At 70.5% G+C, this 19,423-nt stretch carries 17 protein-coding genes; 12 read left to right on the top strand and 5 right to left on the bottom strand.

Annotated features, from left to right (window positions below; translation table 11 throughout):
* Positions 1-150 precede the first annotated feature (150 nt).
* Entirely contained in the window at positions 151-2,433 is a 2,283-nt protein-coding gene (locus ACFYY2_RS27085) for a heterodisulfide reductase-related iron-sulfur binding cluster (protein ID WP_388747623.1), read from the bottom strand.
* A gap of 92 nt (positions 2,434-2,525) precedes the next feature.
* Positions 2,526-3,197: a sugar transferase gene (locus ACFYY2_RS27090; protein WP_388747626.1), complete on the bottom strand. Its 672-nt coding sequence runs from the start codon at positions 3,195-3,197 to the stop codon at positions 2,526-2,528.
* A 317-nt stretch (positions 3,198-3,514) separates the two neighbouring features.
* Between ACFYY2_RS27090 and dnaK the strand changes: the two genes are divergently transcribed.
* From dnaK to ACFYY2_RS27110, 4 genes are all read left to right on the top strand, one after another.
* The gene (gene dnaK / locus ACFYY2_RS27095; RefSeq protein ID WP_329038836.1) at positions 3,515-5,368 is read left to right on the top strand and encodes a molecular chaperone DnaK; all 1,854 of its coding nucleotides are present in this window, start codon (positions 3,515-3,517) and stop codon (positions 5,366-5,368) included.
* Positions 5,365-6,015 (top strand): nucleotide exchange factor GrpE, encoded by a 651-nt coding sequence (grpE, locus tag ACFYY2_RS27100; protein ID WP_388747631.1) that lies wholly within the window; start codon positions 5,365-5,367, stop codon positions 6,013-6,015. The genes dnaK and grpE overlap by 4 nt, the downstream gene beginning before the upstream one ends.
* 93 nt (positions 6,016-6,108) lie before the next feature.
* Positions 6,109-7,296 (top strand): molecular chaperone DnaJ, encoded by a 1,188-nt coding sequence (gene dnaJ / locus ACFYY2_RS27105; RefSeq protein ID WP_388747634.1) that lies wholly within the window; start codon positions 6,109-6,111, stop codon positions 7,294-7,296.
* 1 nt (position 7,297) lies between these two features.
* Positions 7,298-7,744 carry a heat shock protein transcriptional repressor HspR gene (locus ACFYY2_RS27110; protein ID WP_327117087.1) on the top strand — a complete coding sequence of 149 codons (447 nt, stop codon included), beginning with the start codon at positions 7,298-7,300 and terminating at the stop codon, positions 7,742-7,744.
* Positions 7,745-7,883: 139 nt separating this feature from the next.
* On the opposite strand, the gene ACFYY2_RS27115 is transcribed toward ACFYY2_RS27110, so the two are convergent.
* Entirely contained in the window at positions 7,884-8,867 is a 984-nt protein-coding gene (locus tag ACFYY2_RS27115; RefSeq protein WP_388747638.1) for a helix-turn-helix transcriptional regulator, read from the bottom strand.
* A gap of 128 nt (positions 8,868-8,995) precedes the next feature.
* On the opposite strand from ACFYY2_RS27115, the gene ACFYY2_RS27120 reads away from it, so the two are divergent.
* A complete protein-coding gene (locus ACFYY2_RS27120) occupies positions 8,996-9,307 on the top strand; it encodes a hypothetical protein (RefSeq protein ID WP_388747641.1) in 312 nt (103 codons plus the stop codon).
* The gene (locus ACFYY2_RS27125) at positions 9,304-9,624 is read left to right on the top strand and encodes a (2Fe-2S)-binding protein (RefSeq protein WP_388747643.1); all 321 of its coding nucleotides are present in this window, start codon (positions 9,304-9,306) and stop codon (positions 9,622-9,624) included. The genes ACFYY2_RS27120 and ACFYY2_RS27125 overlap by 4 nt, the downstream gene beginning before the upstream one ends.
* Before the next feature lie 133 nt (positions 9,625-9,757).
* Here ACFYY2_RS27125 and ACFYY2_RS27130 read toward each other — a convergent pair whose 3' ends face one another.
* Positions 9,758-10,159, bottom strand: a complete 402-nt coding sequence (locus ACFYY2_RS27130; protein WP_388747646.1) for a pyridoxamine 5'-phosphate oxidase family protein — start codon at positions 10,157-10,159, stop codon at positions 9,758-9,760.
* A gap of 132 nt (positions 10,160-10,291) precedes the next feature.
* On the opposite strand from ACFYY2_RS27130, the gene clpB reads away from it, so the two are divergent.
* The 3 genes from clpB (at position 10,292) to ACFYY2_RS27145 (ending at position 15,124) form a co-directional block, all read left to right on the top strand.
* A complete protein-coding gene (gene clpB / locus ACFYY2_RS27135; protein WP_388748049.1) occupies positions 10,292-12,892 on the top strand; it encodes an ATP-dependent chaperone ClpB in 2,601 nt (866 codons plus the stop codon).
* A 341-nt stretch (positions 12,893-13,233) separates the two neighbouring features.
* A complete protein-coding gene (locus ACFYY2_RS27140) occupies positions 13,234-14,502 on the top strand; it encodes an MFS transporter (RefSeq protein ID WP_388747649.1) in 1,269 nt (422 codons plus the stop codon).
* A gap of 70 nt (positions 14,503-14,572) precedes the next feature.
* Positions 14,573-15,124, top strand: coding sequence for a YbjN domain-containing protein (locus ACFYY2_RS27145; RefSeq protein ID WP_388747652.1), 552 nt, complete (start codon positions 14,573-14,575; stop codon positions 15,122-15,124).
* Between the two features lie 76 nt (positions 15,125-15,200).
* Here the strand turns inward: ACFYY2_RS27145 and ACFYY2_RS27150 are convergent, their stop codons facing one another.
* Complete coding sequence (locus ACFYY2_RS27150) at positions 15,201-16,379, bottom strand: pyridoxal phosphate-dependent aminotransferase (RefSeq protein ID WP_388747655.1); 1,179 nt, start codon at positions 16,377-16,379, stop codon at positions 15,201-15,203.
* Positions 16,380-16,505: 126 nt separating this feature from the next.
* Between ACFYY2_RS27150 and ACFYY2_RS27155 the strand changes: the two genes are divergently transcribed.
* The 3 genes from ACFYY2_RS27155 (at position 16,506) to ACFYY2_RS27165 (ending at position 19,344) form a co-directional block, all read left to right on the top strand.
* Positions 16,506-16,790 (top strand): hypothetical protein, encoded by a 285-nt coding sequence (locus ACFYY2_RS27155; RefSeq protein ID WP_388747658.1) that lies wholly within the window; start codon positions 16,506-16,508, stop codon positions 16,788-16,790.
* 304 nt (positions 16,791-17,094) lie between these two features.
* Positions 17,095-17,616 (top strand): DUF2617 family protein, encoded by a 522-nt coding sequence (locus ACFYY2_RS27160; RefSeq protein ID WP_388747661.1) that lies wholly within the window; start codon positions 17,095-17,097, stop codon positions 17,614-17,616.
* Between the two features lie 129 nt (positions 17,617-17,745).
* Positions 17,746-19,344: a polyamine aminopropyltransferase gene (locus ACFYY2_RS27165; RefSeq protein ID WP_388747664.1), complete on the top strand. Its 1,599-nt coding sequence runs from the start codon at positions 17,746-17,748 to the stop codon at positions 19,342-19,344.
* Positions 19,345-19,423: the final 79 nt, after the last annotated feature.

Below are 19,423 nucleotides of genomic sequence, written 5' to 3' on the forward strand. Positions count from 1 at the left end.
TGCCGTATCGGGAGGGCGCCACCGCCCTCGGGCCCCCCCCCGGGGGGGGGCCGGGCCCCCCGGGGGGGGGGGGGCCCCCCCCCCCCCCCCGGGGCGCCCCCCCCCCCCCGCCCCCGCCCCCCCCGCTTCCGTGCGGCAGGTGAGCGCCGGCTACTTCACCGGCTCCGGCTCCGGACGGTCGGCCGTCTCCGGCTCGTCCGCCGGGTCGGCGGGTGTCTTCACCGACTCCAGCAGCAGCTGCGAGACGTCCACCACCTGGACCGACTCCTTCGCCTGGCCGTCGTTCTTCTTGCCGTTGACCGAGTCGGTCAGCATGACGAGGCAGAACGGGCAGGCCGTGGAGACGATGTCCGGATTGAGGGAGAGGGCCTCGTCGACGCGCTCGTTGTTGATGCGCTTGCCGATCCGCTCCTCCATCCACATCCGGGCGCCGCCGGCACCGCAGCAGAAGCCGCGCTCCTTGTGGCGGTGCATCTCCTCGTTCCGCAGACCCGGCACCTTCGCGATGATCTCGCGCGGGGGCGTGTAGATCTTGTTGTGACGGCCCAGGTAGCAGGGGTCGTGGTAGGTGATCAGACCCTCGACCGGCGTCACCGGGACCAGCCTGCCCTCGTCCACCAGGTGCTGGAGCAGCTGCGTGTGGTGGATGACCTCGTACTCGCCGCCGAGCTGCGGGTACTCGTTCGCGATCGTGTTGAAGCAGTGCGGGCAGGTCGCGACGATCTTCTTCGCGGACTTCGCCTTCTTGGTCGAGTCGTCCACGCGTCCGTCCTCGTCGAAGGACTCGCCGAACGCCATGTTCAGCATCGCGACGTTCTCCTGGCCGAGCTGCTGGAACAGCGGCTCGTTGCCGAGGCGGCGGGCCGAGTCACCGGTGCACTTCTCGTCGCCGCCCATGATCGCGAACTTGACGCCCGCGATGTGGAGGAGTTCCGCGAAGGCCTTCGTGGTCTTCTTGGCCCGGTCCTCGAGGGCGCCGGCGCAGCCGACCCAGTAGAGGTAGTCGACTTCGCCGAGGTCCTCGACGTCCTTGCCCACGATCGGGACCTCGAAGTCGACCTCCTTGGTCCACTCGACGCGCTGCTTCTTGGCGAGCCCCCAGGGGTTGCCCTTCTTCTCCAGGTTCTTGAGCATCGTGCCCGCCTCGGACGGGAACGCGGACTCGATCATCACCTGGTAGCGGCGCATGTCGACGATGTGGTCGATGTGCTCGATGTCGACCGGGCACTGCTCCACGCACGCACCGCAGGTGGTGCAGGACCAGAGCACGTCCGGGTCGATGACGCCGTTCTCCTCCAGCGTCCCGACGAGGGGGCGCTCGGCCTCCGCGAGGGCGGACGCGGGGACGTCCTTCAAGGCCTCGGCGGAGGCCTTCTCGTTGCCCTCCATGTCCTTGCCGCCGCCCGCCAGCAGGTACGGGGCCTTGGCGTGCGCGTGGTCGCGCAGGGACATGATCAGGAGCTTCGGGGACAGCGGCTTGCCGGTGTTCCAGGCGGGGCACTGCGACTGGCAGCGACCGCACTCGGTGCACGTGGAGAAGTCGAGGATGCCCTTCCAGGAGAACTGCTCGACCTGGGAGACGCCGAAGGTGTCGTCCTCGCCCGGGTCCTCCCAGTCGATCTCCTTGCCGCCGCTGGTCATCGGCTGGAGGGCGCCGAGTGCGACCGCGCCGTCGGCGTTCCGCTTGAACCAGATGTTCGGGAAGCCGAGGAAGCGGTGCCAGGCCACACCCATGTTGGTGTTGAGCGAGACCGTGATCACCCAGATCAGCGACACGCCGATCTTCACCGCGGCGGTGAGGTAGATGAGGTTCTGGAGGGTGCCGAGCGCCAGGCCCTTGAAGGCGAGCACGAGGGGATACGAGACGAAGTACGCGGCCTCGTAGCCCTCCACGTGGTGGATCGCGCCTTCGAGGCCGCGCAGGGTGAGGATCGCCAGGCCGATGAAGAGGATGACGTATTCGACGAAGTACGCCTGCCAGGCCTTGGAGCCGGTGAAGCGGGACTTGCGGCCGGCCCGGGAGGGCAGGTTCAGCAGCCGGATCGCCATCAGGGTGACGATGCCGAGCACGGTCATGATGCCGATGAACTCGATGTAGAGCTCGAACGGCAGCCAGCCGCCGATGACCGGCAGCACCCAGTCGGCCTGGAAGAGCTGTCCGTACGCCTGGAGCAGCGTCGGCGGCAGTGTCAGGAAGCCGATCGCGACGAACCAGTGGGCGAAGCCGACGATTCCCCACCGGTTCATCCGGGTGTGGCCGAGGAATTCCTTGACCAGGGTGATCGTCCGCTGCTTGGGGTCGTCGGTGCGACTGCCTGCCGGCACCGGCTGTCCGAGGCGGACGAACCGGTAGATCTGCGCGACGGCTCGGGCGATGAGCGCAACGCCGACGACGGTCAGCACCAGCGACACGATGATCGCGGCGAGTTGCATGTGGGGACTCCTCGGGCCTGCGAGGGTGGGATCCAGCGCGTACAAGTGATTACTAAGCAGTAACTTAATCAGTCTGTGCTGACACTATCCACTTATTCCGCCACGCTGTAGCCGGGCAGGCGGTGATCTGTGTCGCTCAGGTGAGCCTTTCCCGGCAGCCTCAGAGCGCTCAGGCCCGTGCGCAGGGGGATGCGGACGGATTGCGCCAGGATCGCCAGGTCGAGTCCCGCTCCATGATGCTCCGTGTAGTGCGCGTCCAGGAGGGCGGGTTCGTCCCAGGGCATTCCGGACCGGGCGCGCACCTGCGCCAGGCCTGTCAGGCCTGGCCGCACGGTGTGCCGCCAGCGCGACGCCGCCGCTCCGAGGAGCGCCGCCTCGTCCGGGGTGAGGGGCGCGGGGCCGACCATGGAGAGCTCTCCCCGTACGACGTGGGGCAGCCGGGACAGCAGGTCGAACCGGCATCGGCGGGTGCTCAGCGAGCGCAGCTCGAAGTGCCGGCCGCCCAGGCCCACTCGCGTCTCGCGTCGCACCACCCGGGCGGGGCCGCGGGGCCGGCGGAGGGCGAGGCCGGCGGCGGCGACCGCGAGCGCGGGGGCGGTCAGGAGCAGCAGGGCCGAGCCGAGCAGCAGGTCGAGCGTCCGCTTGACGGTCAGGGCGGCGAGCGCGGCGGTGGCCCGTCCGGCGGCGTGGCGCGCTGTCCGGACCGGCGCCGAGGTGGCGAGGTGCCGTGTCCTTCGTGCCGCAGTCTGCTTCACGTTCCGCATTGCACCTGCCCGGGATCGGTGACGCGCCGTTATGCCCGTCTCGCTGCATTTTGTGACAGAACGATCCCACGGTGCGATGGTGGCAGGGGGTTGTGCGGCGTGGGGCGCGTTCCGGGTGTCGCGGATTCGCGCGGGAACGATCGCCGACGGTGCGGTGACGGGGTAGCTGTGCGGTGTTGAATCTCGATAAAAACGCCAGGTCACGCGCCATGTGAGCACATAAGTTGAGCGTAAGTGGCTCAGGTCCTTTGACTCCGGGGTGGGTGTCATGCATCCTTGAGCCAGATCCACTCAAGTAGTCAGTTGGAGGAATTGAAATGGCACGTGCGGTCGGCATCGACCTGGGCACGACTAACTCCGTCGTCAGCGTTCTCGAAGGCGGCGAGCCCACCGTCATCACCAACGCCGAAGGCGCCAGGACCACGCCGTCCGTCGTCGCCTTCGCCAAGAACGGCGAAGTGCTCGTCGGCGAGGTCGCCAAGCGCCAGGCGGTCACGAACGTCGACAGGACGATCCGTTCGGTCAAGCGCCACATGGGCACGGACTGGAAGATCGACCTCGACGGCAAGAGCTTCAACCCGCAGCAGATGAGCGCCTTCATCCTGCAGAAGCTGAAGCGCGACGCCGAGGCGTACCTGGGCGAGAAGGTCGCGGACGCGGTCATCACCGTCCCGGCGTACTTCAACGACTCCGAGCGCCAGGCGACGAAGGAGGCCGGTGAGATCGCGGGCCTGAACGTCCTGCGCATCGTCAACGAGCCGACCGCCGCCGCGCTGGCCTACGGCCTGGACAAGGACGACCAGACGATCCTCGTCTTCGACCTCGGTGGCGGCACCTTCGACGTGTCCCTCCTGGAGATCGGCGACGGCGTCGTCGAGGTGAAGGCCACCAACGGTGACAACCACCTCGGTGGTGACGACTGGGACCAGCGCGTCGTCGACTACCTGGTGAAGCAGTTCGCCAACGGGCACGGCGTGGACCTGTCCAAGGACAAGATGGCTCTCCAGCGTCTCCGCGAGGCCGCGGAGAAGGCGAAGATCGAGCTCTCGTCCTCGACCGAGACCACGATCAACCTGCCCTACATCACGGCGTCCGCCGAGGGCCCGCTGCACCTCGACGAGAAGCTCACGCGCTCGCAGTTCCAGCAGCTGACCGCGGACCTCCTGGACCGCTGCAAGAACCCGTTCCACAACGTCATCAAGGACGCGGGCATCCAGCTCTCCGAGATCGACCACGTCGTTCTCGTCGGTGGCTCGACCCGTATGCCGGCCGTCGCCGAGCTCGTCAAGGAGCTCACGGGCGGCCAGGACGCCAACAAGGGTGTGAACCCGGACGAGGTCGTCGCCATCGGCGCCTCGCTCCAGGCCGGTGTCCTCAAGGGCGAGGTCAAGGACGTCCTGCTCCTCGACGTCACCCCGCTGTCCCTCGGCATCGAGACCAAGGGAGGGATCATGACCAAGCTCATCGAGCGCAACACCACGATCCCGACCAAGCGCTCCGAGATCTTCACGACGGCCGAGGACAACCAGCCGTCCGTGCAGATCCAGGTCTACCAGGGCGAGCGCGAGATCGCCGCGTACAACAAGAAGCTCGGGATGTTCGAGCTCACCGGTCTGCCGCCGGCCCCGCGCGGTGTGCCGCAGATCGAGGTCGCGTTCGACATCGACGCCAACGGCATCATGCACGTCGCCGCCAAGGACCTCGGCACCGGCAAGGAGCAGAAGATGACCGTCACCGGTGGCTCCTCGCTGCCGAAGGACGAGGTCAACCGGATGCGCGAAGAGGCCGAGCAGTACGCCGACGAGGACCACCGCCGCCGTGAGGCCGCCGAGTCCCGCAACCAGGGCGAGCAGCTCGTCTACCAGACGGAGAAGTTCCTCAAGGACAACGAGGACAAGGTCCCCGGCGACGTCAAGGCCGAGGTGGAGACCGCGCTCACCGAGCTGAAGGAGAAGCTCAAGGGCGAGGACACCGCCGAGATCCGCACCGCCACCGAGAAGGTCGCGGCCGTCTCCCAGAAGCTGGGCCAGGCGATGTACGCCAACGCCCAGTCCGAGGGTGCGGCGCCGGGTGCCGAGGCGCCGGGCGACGGTCAGGGCAGGGCCGACGACGACGTCGTCGACGCCGAGATCGTGGACGACGAGAAGGACAACAAGGGCGGTGCGGTGTGACCGAGGAGACTCCGGGCTTCGACGAGAAGCCTGACGTCCCCTCCGGCGCCAGTGCCGACGACGCCGAGCCGAAGGCCGCCTCCCCCTCCGAGGAGGAGGCGGCGGCCCCGGCCGGGGACGTACAGCAGACAGCGGCCCTGACGGCCCAGCTGGACCAGGTGCGTACCGCGCTCAACGAGCGCACGGGCGACCTCCAGCGGCTGCAGGCCGAGTACCAGAACTACCGTCGCCGCGTCGAGCGGGACCGGGTGCAGGTCAAGGAGGTCGCGGTCGCGGGCCTCCTGAGCGAGCTGCTGCCCGTGCTCGACGACGTCGGCCGGGCCCGTGAGCACGGCGAGCTCGTGGGCGGCTTCAAGTCGGTGGCCGAATCCCTGGAGACGGTCGTCGCGAAGCTGGGCCTCCAGCAGTTCGGCAAGGAGGGCGAGCCCTTCGACCCGACGATCCACGAGGCCCTGATGCACTCGTACGCGCCGGACGTCACCGAGACGACCTGCGTGGCGATCCTGCAGCCCGGGTACCGCATCGGGGAGCGCACCATCCGCCCCGCGCGGGTGGCCGTGGCCGAACCGCAGCCGGGCGCCACGCCCGGGGCGGCGAAGGAAGAGAAGTCAGACGACGAGGAGAGCGGTGGCACCGAAGAGGTCTGACATCGTGTCCGACCACTGCGGTGAACACCGACGGGGCGTGCGGCCGGCCAAGGGGCCGGCCGTGCGGCCTGTCGTCCGGAAGGAGGGACGTCGATGAGCACGAAGGACTTCGTCGAGAAGGACTACTACAAGGTCCTCGGCGTCCCGAAGGACGCCACCGACGCCGAGGTGAAGAAGGCGTACCGGAAGCTGGCGCGCGAGTTCCACCCCGACGCCAACAAGGGTGACGCCAAGGCGGAGGAGCGTTTCAAGCAGATCTCCGAGGCGAACGACGTCCTCGGCGACCCGAAGAAGCGCAAGGAGTACGACGAGGCGCGCGCCCTCTTCGGCAACGGAGGCTTCCGGGCGGGGCCCGGCGGCGCGGGCGGCAATTTCAACTTCGACCTGGGCGACCTCTTCGGGGGCGCGCCGGGTGGCGGACAGGCGGGCGGCGCCGGCGGGTTCGGTGGCGGCGGCGGCCTGGGCGACGTCTTCGGCGGGCTGTTCAACCGGGGCGGCGGAGGCACGCGTGTCCAGCCGCGCCGGGGCCAGGACATCGAGTCCGAGGTGACGCTGAGCTTCACCGAGGCGGTCGACGGGGCCACGGTCCCGCTGCGGATGTCCAGCCAGGCCCCCTGCAAGGCCTGTTCGGGCACCGGTGACAAGAACGGCACTCCGAGGGTCTGCCCCACCTGTGTGGGCACCGGTCAGGTGTCGCGCGGGACGGGCGGCGGCTTCTCGCTCACCGATCCCTGTGTGGACTGCAAGGGCCGGGGCCTCATCGCCCAGGACCCCTGCGACGTCTGCAAGGGCAGCGGCCGGGCCAAGTCCGCCCGCACGATGCAGGTCCGCATCCCCGCGGGCGTGCTGGACGGCCAGCGGATCCGGCTGCGCGGCAAGGGCAGCCCGGGCGAGCGCGGCGGCCCGGCCGGCGACCTGTACGTCGTCGTCCACGTGGACGCCCACCCGGTGTTCGGGCGCAAGGGCGACAACCTCACGATCATCGTGCCCGTCACCTACCCGGAGGCGGCGCTCGGCGGCGAGGTGAAGGTGCCCACCCTCGGCGGGCCCCCGGTCACCCTGAAACTCCCGGCCGGCACGCCGAACGGGCGTACGATGCGGGCCCGCGGCAAGGGCGCCGTGCGCAAGGACGGCACCCGTGGCGACCTGCTGGTCACCGTCGAGGTGTCCGTGCCCACGGAGCTCGGAACCGAGGCGCAGGACGCGCTGGAGGCGTACCGGAAGGCGACCGCGGGGGAGGACCCGCGGGCGGAGCTGTTCCAGGCTGCGAAGGGAGCTTGAGATGGACGGCCGTCGACGTAATCCGTATCAGCTGACCGATGAATCACCGGTGTACGTGATCTCGATCGCGGCCCAGCTCTCGGGCCTGCACCCGCAGACGCTGCGCCAGTACGACCGTCTGGGTCTGGTCTCTCCCGACCGCACGGCCGGGCGCGGGCGGCGGTACTCGGCGCGCGACATCGAACTGCTCCGGACCGTGCAGCAGCTGTCGCAGGACGAGGGCATCAACCTCGCCGGCATCAAGCGCATCATCGAGCTGGAGAACCAGGTCGCCGCGCTCCAGCAGCGCGTCGCCGAGCTCTCGGCGGCGGTGGACGGGGCGGCCGTGGCCATGCAGCAGCGCGAGGCCCAGGTGCACGCCTCCTACCGGCGCGACCTCGTGCCGTACCAGGACGTGCAGCAGAGCGGTGCGCTGGTGGTGTGGCGGCCCAAGCGGCCGAAGGACTGAGCGGACCGTGAAGGGGCCCGCCCGGGAGTCCGAGGACTCGTTGGGCGGGCCCCTTCCGCGTGTGCCGTGAGGGGCGCCGTCCGGCCCCGTGACGCGTCGTGGGCCCGGACGCCGGGGAGTCCCGGGAGGGCGGGCCGGGTCAGGAGTCCTCGTCCAGGATTCCCGACCGTGCGATCAGGTAGCCGAGCTGGGCGCGGCTCGTGCTGCCGAGCGTGGCGGACAGCTTGGCGACGTGGGCCCGGCAGGTGCGTACGTTCATGCCGAGGCGGCGGGCGATCGAGTCGTCCACGTGCCCCTCGACGAGGAGTTGGGCTATGGAGCGCTGGACACCGCTGATGCCCTTGGTCGGTGGGTCGTAACCGACCTCGCCGAGCAGCGGAGTCGCGCGGCTCCACAGCTGTTCGAAGACCTTGACCAGGTAGTTGACGAGACCGGGGTGACGGAGTTCGAGGGCGACCTGGTCGTCGTTCTGCGCGGGTATGAAGGCCACGGTGCGGTCGAAGACGAGGAGGCGCTCGATGAGCTCCTCCAGGGTGCGGATCTCGACTTTCTCCTGCGCCAGGCGGGCGGCGTACGCGAGGGTGCCCTGGCTGTGCCGGACGGTGTGCTGGTACAGCGTGCGCATGCTGACGCCCCGGTTGACGACCGTCAGGGCGCGCTCCAGGCCCTCGCTGAGGCGGTCCTCGCCCCGGTCGCCGCCCGGCTGGACGGTGAGCACCTCCGTGCGGCATTCGGCGGTGGCGAGGTCGAGCGCCGCGTTGATCCTGTTGCCGCCCTCCAGCACGGTGATGGCGTGGGTGGTCGGCGGGTCCTGGGCGCTGATGTCCATGAACGGTTCGAAGGACTCCGCGAGTTCCACGGAGCGCCGCCGGCGTTCCTTGATCTCGCGTTCCAGGGGGTGCAGGCGCTGGGCCAGGGCGGCGGAGGGAGGGACGGGCCTGAGCCACGTCGTGTCGTCCGGGTCGGGGTGCAGGAGCGCGAAGTCCATCAGGCAGGGGGCGGGGTCGACCTCGGCGCGCGAAATCCGGCCGGAACGCAGGGCGCTGGCGTAGAGGCGCTTTCCCTCCTCGCACAGGTCGGTGACCCCGTGAGGATGTATCCCTATTGTGCTGCTTGTGGTCATATCTCCACCCCCCATGTTCCTGAACATGCAGGAACATGATGCATCGTCCCAGTGGCGTTGTGGGGTCCTGGTGAGACATCGTCGTGGATGCGGGGGAGAGGAATCCACAAGTGAGGACGAAGCCGACTATGGATAAGCGAATGCTTCGCTCGGTGCTTGCCGCCGCTTTCGTCGCGGCCCTGGGCCTTGGCGTGGCGGGCGGGGCGGCAGGATCCGGCGAGATCAGCTGGTCGGAGCGGGCGGCGGCGCCCGGCGAGATCAGCTGGTCCGTACAGGCGGGGTCGGCGCCCGGCGAGATCAGCTGGGGAATGCCGGCCGACGGCGAGATCAGCTGGTCCGTGCAGGCGGCAGGCGCGCCCGGTGAGATCAGCTGGGGTACGCCCGCCGCGGCCCCGGGTGAGATCAGCTGGAGCACTCCGACGGGTGCGGCAGGCGCATGACCACGCCACCGGACGACCGAACCTTCCGGCGGGAGATGGCTACGGCGTACCGCTCAGGGTGGCATTTCATCGATCTGCTCACGGCACTCACCCGCCCGGGCGATTCGTTGATGGTCACCCTGTTCGGAGAGCCGGTCGTCGTGGTGATGGAGGCGGACGACGAAATCCGCGCCTATCGCTGTCTCCGCCGGCCGCGGGGTGCCCCACAGCCCGTTCGCTGCACCGTGCGGTACGGCATGATTTTCGTCAATCTTGATCAGCGGGACCATGAGCTGTTCGAACCAGAGACCATTTCCGCCACCCCCCGCAGTGCCTGAACGATTCCCCCGTCGTTCCAAATCGTTCTGGCACTTCCCCCACACAACGGCGCCATCGTGACCTGAACACGATGGCGCCGTTGTGCTGCCCGGAATTGTTCCGGATGAAAAGAGAAAAGGGTCGTGGAATTCCTCAGCCCTTTCCGAGCGCCCGGTCCACGGTGATCTCGATGACGACGCGCTCGGGGTTGTGCCGCGGGGTGCGCTCGTACCGCTCCGCGTAGCGCCGCACGGCGTCCCGCACCTCGTCGGGGTCCGTCCGGACCACCGCGGTGCCCTCCAGCGTCGCCCAGCGGCGTCCCTGGATCTGGCAGACCGCCACCCGCGCGCCCTCCGGGCCGGCGGCGAGGACGTTGGCGGCCTTCCTGGTGCTCCCGCCGGTGATGACACGGGCGATCCGGGTCTCCGGGTCGTACGTCACGCCGACCGGCACCACATGCGGTGTGCCGTCCGGGCGGAGCGTGGTCAGGGTGCACACGTGGCGCTCCCGCCAGAAGGCGAGGTACTCGGGGCCGGGGTTGCGTACGTCAGGCATGGGGTCAGCCTAGAGACATCGGGGACTCGGGCCCGGGCGGGGCGCATCCTCAGGCTTGAGTGGAATAGACTCAACTTTGTACCCGTTACCTGAGTCATAGTGCAGGACCATCACGAGGAGGAGACGACGCCCGTGGACGCCGAGCTGACCAACAAGAGCCGCGACGCCCTCAACGCCGCCACGAGCAGGGCCGTCAAGGACGGCCACGCCGATCTGACCCCCGGGCATCTGCTGCTGGCGCTGCTCGCGGGCGAGGACAACGCGAACATCACCGACCTGCTGGCCTCCGTCGACGCCGACCAGGCGACCGTGCGCGCCGAGACCGAACGGCTCCTCGGCGCGCTGCCGAGCGTCACCGGGTCGACCGTCGCCCCGCCGCAGCCGAGCCGCGAGCTGCTCGCCGTCCTCGCCGACGCCGACCAGCGCGCCAAGGAGCTCGGCGACGACTACCTCTCGACCGAGCACCTGCTGATCGCCGTCGCGGCGAAGGGCGGCCGCGCCGGTGAGATCCTCGACGGGCAGGGTGCCAGTGCGAAGAGGCTGCTGGACGCATTCGAGAAGAGCAGGGGAGGGCGCCGGGTGACCACTCCCGACCCCGAGGGCCAGTACAAGGCGCTGGAGAAGTTCGGCACCGACTTCACGGCCGCCGCACGCGAGGGCAAGCTCGACCCGGTCATCGGCCGGGACCAGGAGATCCGCCGCGTCGTCCAGGTGCTGTCCCGCCGTACGAAGAACAACCCGGTGCTCATCGGTGAGCCCGGCGTCGGCAAGACGGCCGTCGTCGAGGGCCTCGCCCAGCGCATCGTCAAGGGGGACGTCCCGGAGTCCCTGAGGAACAAGCGGCTCGTCTCGCTGGACCTCGGCGCGATGGTCGCCGGCGCCAAGTACCGCGGTGAGTTCGAGGAACGCCTCAAGACCGTGCTCTCCGAGATCAAGGAGAGCGACGGCCAGATCATCACCTTCATCGACGAGCTCCACACCGTCGTCGGCGCCGGCGCCGGCGGGGACTCCGCGATGGACGCGGGCAACATGCTCAAGCCGATGCTCGCCCGCGGCGAGCTCCGCATGGTCGGCGCCACCACGCTGGACGAGTACCGCGAGCGCATCGAGAAGGACCCCGCGCTGGAGCGCCGCTTCCAGCAGGTCCTGGTCGCCGAGCCGTCCGTCGAGGACACCATCGCGATCCTGCGCGGTCTCAAGGGACGCTACGAGGCGCACCACAAGGTCCAGATCGCCGACTCCTCACTGGTGGCCGCGGCGACGCTCTCCGACCGCTACATCACCTCCCGGTTCCTCCCCGACAAGGCCATCGACCTCGTCGACGAGGCGGCGTCGCGGCTCCGCATGGAGATCGACTCCTCCCCGCTGGAGATCGACGAGCTCCAGCGGTCCGTCGACCGGCTGCACATGGAGGAGCTGGCGCTCAAGAACGAGAGCGATCAGGGCTCCAAGCAGCGCCTGGAGAAGATCCGCCGCGACCTCGCCGACAAGGAGGAGGAGCTGCGCGGTCTCACGGCCCGCTGGGAGAAGGAGAAGCAGGGCCTGAACCGGGTGGGTGAGCTCAAGGAGCGCCTCGACGAACTGCGCGGCCAGGCCGAGCGCGCCCAGCGCGACGGCGACTTCGACACCGCCTCCAAGCTGCTGTACGGGGAGATCCCCGGTCTGGAGCGGGAGCTGGCGGAGGCCGACGAGGCCGAGCAGGAGGCGGCCGTCGACACCATGGTCAAGGAGGAGGTCGGCCCGGACGACATCGCCGACGTCGTCGGTGCCTGGACCGGCATCCCGGCCGGACGCCTCCTGGAGGGCGAGACCCAGAAGCTGCTGCGCATGGAGTCCGAGCTGGGCAGGCGCCTCATCGGCCAGACCGACGCCGTCCGCTCCGTGTCGGACGCGGTGCGCCGCACCCGCGCGGGGATCGCCGACCCCGACCGGCCCACCGGTTCCTTCCTCTTCCTCGGCCCGACCGGTGTCGGCAAGACGGAGCTGGCCAAGGCGCTCGCGGACTTCCTGTTCGACGACGAGCGGGCCATGATCCGCATCGACATGAGCGAGTACGGCGAGAAGCACAGCGTCGCCAGGCTCGTCGGTGCCCCGCCCGGTTACGTGGGCTACGAGGAGGGCGGTCAGCTCACGGAGGCGGTCCGCCGCCGCCCGTACAGCGTCGTCCTGCTGGACGAGGTCGAGAAGGCCCACCCCGAGGTCTTCGACGTCCTGCTCCAGGTGCTCGACGACGGCCGGCTCACCGACGGCCAGGGCCGGACGGTCGACTTCCGCAACACCATCCTGGTCCTGACGTCCAACCTCGGCAGCCAGTTCCTGGTCGACCCGTCGTCCACGCCCGAGGAGAAGGAGGCGCGGGTCCTGGAGGTCGTGCGGGCCTCGTTCAAGCCGGAGTTCCTCAACCGGCTCGACGACCTGGTCGTGTTCTCCGCGCTGTCCGGCGACGAACTGGCGCACATCGCGGGCCTCCAGGTGGCCCGGCTCGCGGCCCGGCTGGCGGACCGCCGGATCGACCTCGACGTGTCGCCGGACGCCTTGGCCTGGCTGGCCGAGGAGGGCAACGACCCGGCCTACGGTGCGCGGCCGCTGCGCCGTCTCATCCAGACGGCGATCGGCGACCGGCTCGCCAAGGAGATCCTGGCGGGCGAGGTCAAGGACGGCGACACGGTCCGGGTGGACCGGGCGGGCGACGGCCTGACGGTGGGGGCCGCGACCGCGGCGAAGACCCTCTAGACCGCCTACCCCGGTGTCCCCGGCCGGCGGGCTTCACGCCCCGGCCGGGGACACCCGTGTGCGCGCCCCGTCCGCATGTGTGCGTGCATCGGGCACGTGTCCTTGCCCGGGGCGGCCCGTGAGTTCGAGCCGAATTTTTGCTTTCCGTGGCCGAATGGTGGACGACTCCGTGCCCGGCCCCCGCTCTTTGTATCCCGGCGATACATATCGACACGCTCGATCGGACCGGTTCCGATGACGGGTGCAGGGCTGCGATCGGCGTGATATCGGGGCACTCCGGACCCTTTTCCCGGATGTCGGGCACGGCCGGTCCCGAATTCGGGAAACGGTAAGGTACGCCCATGACGGAGCGGATACCTGGCGATATCGGTGCGGAATCGAAGGATTTCGGAAGTGGCGGCCTCATTCGCCTCAGCGAATTTCGTTTGCTGTGGGCGGCATATGCGCAATCGGTCCTCGGTGACCAGTTGGCACGGGTCGCGCTGTCGCTGCTTGTCTTCGAACGCACCGAGTCGGCCGGCTGGACGGCGGCGACCTACGCCCTGACGACCCTGCCCGCCCTGCTGTCCGGGGTGCTCCTGACCGGTCTGGCGGACCGCTTCCCCCGGCGCACGGTCATGATCGGCTGCGACCTGGTGCGCGCCGTCCTCGTCGGCCTGATGGCCCTTCCCGGTACGCCGTTGCCGCTGCTGGCCGGGCTGCTGGTGCTGGCTCAGCTCTGCGAGGCCCCGTTCGGCGCCTCGCAGGGCGCCCTGATGCCGGCCGTGCTCGGCGACCGCCTCTACGAACGCGGGCAGCGCGTCATCGTGATCACGCACCAGGCCGGACAGCTGGTGGGCTTCGCCGCCGGCGGCGTGCTGGTCGTGTGGCTGGGCAGTCACCTCTCGCTGGGCCTGAACGCGGCCACGTTCCTGATCTCGGCCGTCCTGATCCGGCTGGGCGTCAAGGCGCGGCCGGTGGACGCCGAGGCCGGGGCGCGGCCGAAGCGGATGCACGTCCAGGTGCGCAGCGCGGCGGCACTGATCTGGTCGGACCCGCGGCTGCGGTCGCTGGTCGCCCTCGGCTGGCTCGCGGGGTTCATCGTCCTCCCGGAGGGCCTGGCCGCACCGTTCGCCGAGGAGGCGGGCGGGAGCGCCGCGTCGGTGGGCCTCCTGCTCGCCGCCCACCCCGCGGGCATGGTTCTGGGCGCCGCGCTCCTCGGGCGGTCGGCCGTGGGCGCGGAGCGCCGCCGGCGGCTGCTCGGGCCGCTGGCGGTGGGGGCGAACCTCCCGCTGCTCGTCTACTGGGCCGGCCCCGGTGTCGCGGTCGCCCTGCTGGTGCTGCTGGTGTCGGGCGTCTGCTCGGCCTACCAGATCACCGCGGGGGCGACCTTCGTCATGCTGACCCCGGCCGGCCAGCGCGGCCAGGCGCTCGGCCTGGCCAGGTCGGGGCTGACCGCCATGCAGGGGATCGGGGTCGCCGCGGGAGGCCTGGTGACGGAGCTGTCCGGGTCCTCGGCGAGGACCATCGGCGGGGCCGGGCTCGTCGGGACGGTCTGCGCGGTCGTCGTCGCGGTCGCCTGGGCGCGCGCCAGGCAGACGGGCGCGGGGACGATTCCCCTGAGCGCGTAGGACTACGGGCCGCGATCGCGGCTAGGGTCGAAGGCAGGCAAACACGTGCGATCCACAGGAGTACCCAGCGATGTCTATCGACCCGTCCTCGATCCCCAACTTCGGGGGCCAGCCCGAACCGCAGGCGTCAGGACCCGAGGGCCCGGTGGTTCCGGACCAGGACCTCGTCAAGCAGCTTCTCGAACAGATGGAGCTGAAGTACGTCGTCGACGACGAGGGTGACCTCGCCGCGCCGTGGGAAGAGTTCCGCACGTACTTCATGTTCCGCGGTGAGGACGAGCAGCAGGTCTTCTCGGTGCGGACGTTCTACGACCGTCCGCACGCCCTGGACCAGCGTCCCGTCCTCCTCGACGCGATCGACGACTGGAACCGCCGCACCCTGTGGCCCAAGGTCTACACCCACGCCCACGAGGGCGAGGAGGGCGTCGCCGGCTCCGTGCGGCTGATCGGTGAGGCGCAGATGCTCATCGGCACCGGCGTCAGCCTGGAGCACTTCGTCTCCTCGACGGTCAGCTGGGTCCGGGCCTCGATCGAGTTCGACAAGTGGCTCGTCGAGCACCTGGGCCTCGAGCCCGCGGAGAAGAAGGACGGGGCCGAGGGCGGAGAGCCCACGGAGGCCTGATCCGTCCGACGGCGGAGGCCCGGACCGGGGTGTGGCCAGGTGGCCGGCACCCCGGGCCGGGCCTCCGCCCTTTTCGTCAGGACGACCTGAGGCCCTTGAGGCGGGAGACCGCGTCCTCCAGCACCTCCGTGCGCTTGCAGAAGGCGAAGCGCACGAAGTGCGCGCCCTGCTCGCGGTGGTCGTAGAAGACGGCGTTCGGCACGGCCACGACCCCGCAGCGCTCGGGCAGCGCCCGGCAGAAGGCGAAGCCGTCGCTCTCACCGAGCGGGCGGATGTCGGTGGTGACGAAGTAGGTCCCGGCGGGCTCGTAGACCTCGAAGCCGGCCTCGGCGAGGCCGGTGCTCAGCAGGTCCCGCTTGGCACGCAGATCCTCGCGCAGCCCGTCGAAGTAGCTGTCGGGCAGCCGCAGGGCCTCCGCGACGGCGTACTGGAACGGGCCGCCGGAGACGAAGGTCAGGAACTGCTTGGCGGAGCGCACGGCGGCGACCAGCTCCGGGCTCGCGGTGATCCAGCCGACCTTCCAGCCGGTCAGAGAGAACGTCTTGCCCGCGCTGCTGACGGTCACGGTGCGCTCGCGCATGCCGGGGAACGACGCGAGGGGGATGTGCTCGCCCTCGAAGACGAGGTGCTCGTACACCTCGTCGGTGACGACGAGGAGGTCCCGCTCGCAGGCGAGAGCGGCGACGGCGGCCAGCTCCTCGCGGGTGAGGACGGTCCCGGTGGGATTGTGCGGGGTGTTGAGCAGGATCAGCCGCGTGCGGGGCGTCACGGCGGCCCGGAGCTCGTCCAGGTCGAGCCGGTAGGCGCCCTCGTGGGGCCGGAGCGTGACGGGGACGCGGGTCCCGCCCGCCATGGCGATGCAGGCCGCGTAGGAGTCGTAGTACGGCTCCAGGGCGATGACCTCGTCGCCCGGCTCCAGGAGGGCCAGCAGGGAGGCGGCGACCGCCTCGGTGGCGCCCGTGGTGACCAGGACCTCGCTGTCGGGGTCGTACGCCAGCCCGTAGTGCCGCCGCTGGTGCTCCGCGACGGCGCTCCGCAGCTCGGGGACGCCGGGGCCCGGTGGGTACTGGTTGCCGTGTCCGGCGCGTACGGCCCGGACCGCGGCCTCGCGGACCGCTTCGGGGCCGTCGGTGTCGGGGAAGCCCTGGCCGAGATTGATCGAACCGGTCCGTACGGCCAGCGCCGACATCTCGGCGAAGATCGTCGTACCGAACTCGGCGAGGCGGCGGTTGAGCAGCGGTCGTCCCTGTGTCATGGACGCCATCCTGTGCCGAAGCTCTGGAGTTGCTCAAGTCTGCTTTGGCGCGCGCGGCGTACGGGAATCCACCGGTCAGTCGAGAAGCGGGGACCTCGCTTCGGGGGACAGAAGGATGTGAGGTCGGTGGAGTTGTTCGTCTTCATCGTGTTCCTGGGGATCGTGGTCGTGGGGTTCGTCGCCCTGGCCTCCGGGTCGGGTGGCCGGAAGAAGCCGCTGGGTGGCCGTGCCGGGCGCGGCCGGAAGGGTTCCGGAACCGGCGGCGACGCCGGGTCCCACGCGGGCAGCTGGTGGGCCGGGGACAGCACCAGCGGCCACTCGTGCGGGAGCCACACCGGTGGGCACTCCTGCGGAGGGGGCGGTGGCTGCGGGGGCGGTGGCGGTGGCGGCTGCGGTGGTGGCGGCAGCTGAGACGGTCCCACCGGCCCCGGACGGGGGGCGGGGCCGGTGAGCCGAGGTGCCCGGCGGGTGAACTCCCGCTGGGCACCTTTTGGTTGGGGTGCGGGGAACACGTGAACCGTGCTGCCCCCTGAGGGATGGAAACCACGGCAAGTTGGGTAAAAACGCTGTGAGCGCGACCTACTTCGTGATTGCATCGATGTAGAGAACATTCAGCCATCGGACCCGTGTCGGGCCGGGCTTCCCCTTCCCCCCACGTGCGCCGCACCGGGGTACCCCTGTCCACGTGTCCCTGTGTGTTTTGCGGAGCCGATCCATGCTCACCAGCCTCCAGACCGCCTACTCCGATACCCGCGCCGCCGACCTGGCCTGGACGCTCGGCAGGGAGCCGTTGCCCGCCCTCGCCGTGCTGGACCTCCAACTGGGGGGCGCGAAGGTGCAGATGAGGCTCCTCGGCGCCTCTCACCAGGTGCTGCTGGAGGAGGAGCGCCGCACCTGCTCCGAGACGGTGGCCTGTCTGCCGGGCAGTAGCGCGCCCCTGCCGCTGGGGGTGGCCGAGCGCATGGGCGACTGGGAGTACGAGTTCGCGGCGCGCGTCGAGACGCTCTCCGAGGGCTCGTTCGCGGGGCGTGCGCAGGAGTTGCTCGCGCTGGTCGCCGATCATCCGCACGGGCTGGCGGGGACCTTCCCGGGCAGTCCGTACGCGTTCACCGCGATGCTCGCCCAGCGGACGCGCGGGCAGGTGCACTGGCGGACCTGGCACGCCTATCCGCAGGAGGGCCAGCTCGTGGTGACCAGGACGCGGGTGGGGGCGCGGACCGGGGCACCCGTCTCCTGAGGGGGCGCGGGGCGAGGCGCCCGTTTCGCGGAGGGGGTGCGCGGGCCCGCGCGGGGCGGGCCCGACGTGCGTCACTTGCACCCGTGTGGGTGACAAGCGGCGACCTTTCCGTCACGTAGCGTTCGTTTCATGATCGACCAGCAGACGCCACTGCGCAGCGGTGCGCCGCGGATTCCCGTACGGCCGAGGACCGGGCGGCTCCTCGTGCTGGCCGTGGTCTTCGTCTGCGCCGCCTGCGGCCTGGTGTACGAGCTGGAACTGGTCGCCCTGGCCTCGTATCTGATCGGCGACTCGGTCGAGCAGGCCTCCATCGTGCTCTCGGTGATGGTGTTCGCCATGGGCATCGGATCGCTCCTCGCGAAACGTTTACGCACCCGCGCCGCCGTCGGGTTCGGGCTGATCGAGGCGGCCCTCGCACTGGTCGGCGGCAGCTCGGCGCTGGTCCTCTACGCCTCCTTCGCCTGGCTCGGGGAGTCGCGCTACGCGTTGGTGGGCTTCTCGCTCGCGATCGGGATCCTCATCGGCGCGGAGATCCCGCTGCTGATGACCCTGATCCAGCGGGTCGACCGGCAGGACGCGGGCGGGGCCGTCGCGGACCTCTTCGCCGCCGACTACGTGGGCGCGCTGGTCGGCGGACTCGCCTTCCCCTTCCTCCTGCTCCCGATGATGGGGCAGCTGACCGGGGCGCTGTTCACCGGAGCGGTCAACGCGGCGGCGGGCGGTGCACTGGTGCTCTGGGTCTTCCGGCACGACCTCGGCGCCCGGTCGCGCCGACTGCTCGTCGTCGTCAACGTCGTGGTGATCGCGGTGCTCGCCACGGCGACGGTCCTGGCCGACGACTTCGAACGGGCGGCGCGGCGTGCGGTGTACGGGGACGAGGTGCGGATCGCCGTGCGGTCGGGGGTCCAGGAGGTCGTCCTCACCGGTGCGGGCCGCGGCTCGCTGGACCTCTACCTCGACGGCCGGCTGCGGGTCAGTTCGCGCGACGACCGGCGCTACCACGAGGCGCTCGTCCACCCGGCGATGAACGGCCCCCACCGCCGGGTGCTCATCCTGGGCGGAGGGGACGGGCTCGCCGCCCGTGAGGTGCTGCGGTACGCGGATGTGGCGTCCGTCGCGGTGGTCGATCCGGATCCCGCCGTCACTCGCCTGGCCCGTACGGACCGCGCACTCGTCGGACTGAACGGACACGCCTTCGAGGACCCCAGGCTCACGGCGGTCACCGGTGACGCGTTCACATGGCTGCGGACCACGCGCGAGCGCTACGACGTGGTCGTCTCGGACCTCCCCGGCCCGGGGATCACCGCCAGCACGAAGCTCTATTCGGCGGAGTTCTACGGGCTGGTCGCCGAGACCCTGGAGCCGGGCGGGCGACTGGTGGTGCACGCGGGACCGGTGGGCAGCAGGCCCTCGACGTTCCGGACGGTGGTGGCGTCGGTGCGGGCGGGTGGCCTCACGACCCGGCCGTACCGGGTGGCCGGGCGGGCCACGGGTTCCGCGGCGGGGCCGGACCGGGCCACGCCCGGTGCGCGGGCCCCCGGGGACTGGGGGTTCGTGCTGGCGTCGGCCCACGGCGTGGGAGCGCTCGGCCTCGACCCCGGGGCCCCGGCGCTGAGGACGCTGGGGGCACGGGAGCTGGCGGCGGCAGGGCGGGCGGCGGAGTGCGTCCGGCGGGGTCCGGAACCGCCGTCGACGCTGGTGCACCCGCGGTACTGGGAGGCGCCGTGAGCACGGTGTGGCGGTGCGTTCCCGCACGGTGCACGGGGCGGGGAAGCGCTGACGGGACGGCCGGGGCTGAGTAGGCTCG

Source organism: Streptomyces sp. NPDC001822, from assembly GCF_042892135.1.
In the GTDB taxonomy this organism is placed as follows: Bacteria; Actinomycetota; Actinomycetes; order Streptomycetales; family Streptomycetaceae; genus Streptomyces.

Bases quoted from the DNA above. Each gene is read 5' to 3' on its own strand.
- ACFYY2_RS27085 (WP_388747623.1), bottom strand. From the start codon at position 2,433: ATGCAACTCGCCGCGATCATCGTGTCGCTGGTGCTGACCGTCGTCGGC.
- ACFYY2_RS27090 (WP_388747626.1), bottom strand. From the start codon at position 3,197: ATGCGGAACGTGAAGCAGACTGCGGCACGAAGGACACGGCACCTCGCC.
- dnaK (WP_329038836.1), top strand. From the start codon at position 3,515: ATGGCACGTGCGGTCGGCATCGACCTGGGCACGACTAACTCCGTCGTC.
- dnaJ (WP_388747634.1), top strand. From the start codon at position 6,109: ATGAGCACGAAGGACTTCGTCGAGAAGGACTACTACAAGGTCCTCGGC.
- ACFYY2_RS27110 (WP_327117087.1), top strand. From the start codon at position 7,298: ATGGACGGCCGTCGACGTAATCCGTATCAGCTGACCGATGAATCACCG.
- ACFYY2_RS27115 (WP_388747638.1), bottom strand. From the start codon at position 8,867: ATGACCACAAGCAGCACAATAGGGATACATCCTCACGGGGTCACCGAC.
- ACFYY2_RS27120 (WP_388747641.1), top strand. From the start codon at position 8,996: ATGGATAAGCGAATGCTTCGCTCGGTGCTTGCCGCCGCTTTCGTCGCG.
- ACFYY2_RS27125 (WP_388747643.1), top strand. From the start codon at position 9,304: ATGACCACGCCACCGGACGACCGAACCTTCCGGCGGGAGATGGCTACG.
- ACFYY2_RS27130 (WP_388747646.1), bottom strand. From the start codon at position 10,159: ATGCCTGACGTACGCAACCCCGGCCCCGAGTACCTCGCCTTCTGGCGG.
- ACFYY2_RS27140 (WP_388747649.1), top strand. From the start codon at position 13,234: ATGACGGAGCGGATACCTGGCGATATCGGTGCGGAATCGAAGGATTTC.
- ACFYY2_RS27145 (WP_388747652.1), top strand. From the start codon at position 14,573: ATGTCTATCGACCCGTCCTCGATCCCCAACTTCGGGGGCCAGCCCGAA.
- ACFYY2_RS27150 (WP_388747655.1), bottom strand. From the start codon at position 16,379: ATGACACAGGGACGACCGCTGCTCAACCGCCGCCTCGCCGAGTTCGGT.
- ACFYY2_RS27160 (WP_388747661.1), top strand. From the start codon at position 17,095: ATGCTCACCAGCCTCCAGACCGCCTACTCCGATACCCGCGCCGCCGAC.
- ACFYY2_RS27165 (WP_388747664.1), top strand. From the start codon at position 17,746: ATGATCGACCAGCAGACGCCACTGCGCAGCGGTGCGCCGCGGATTCCC.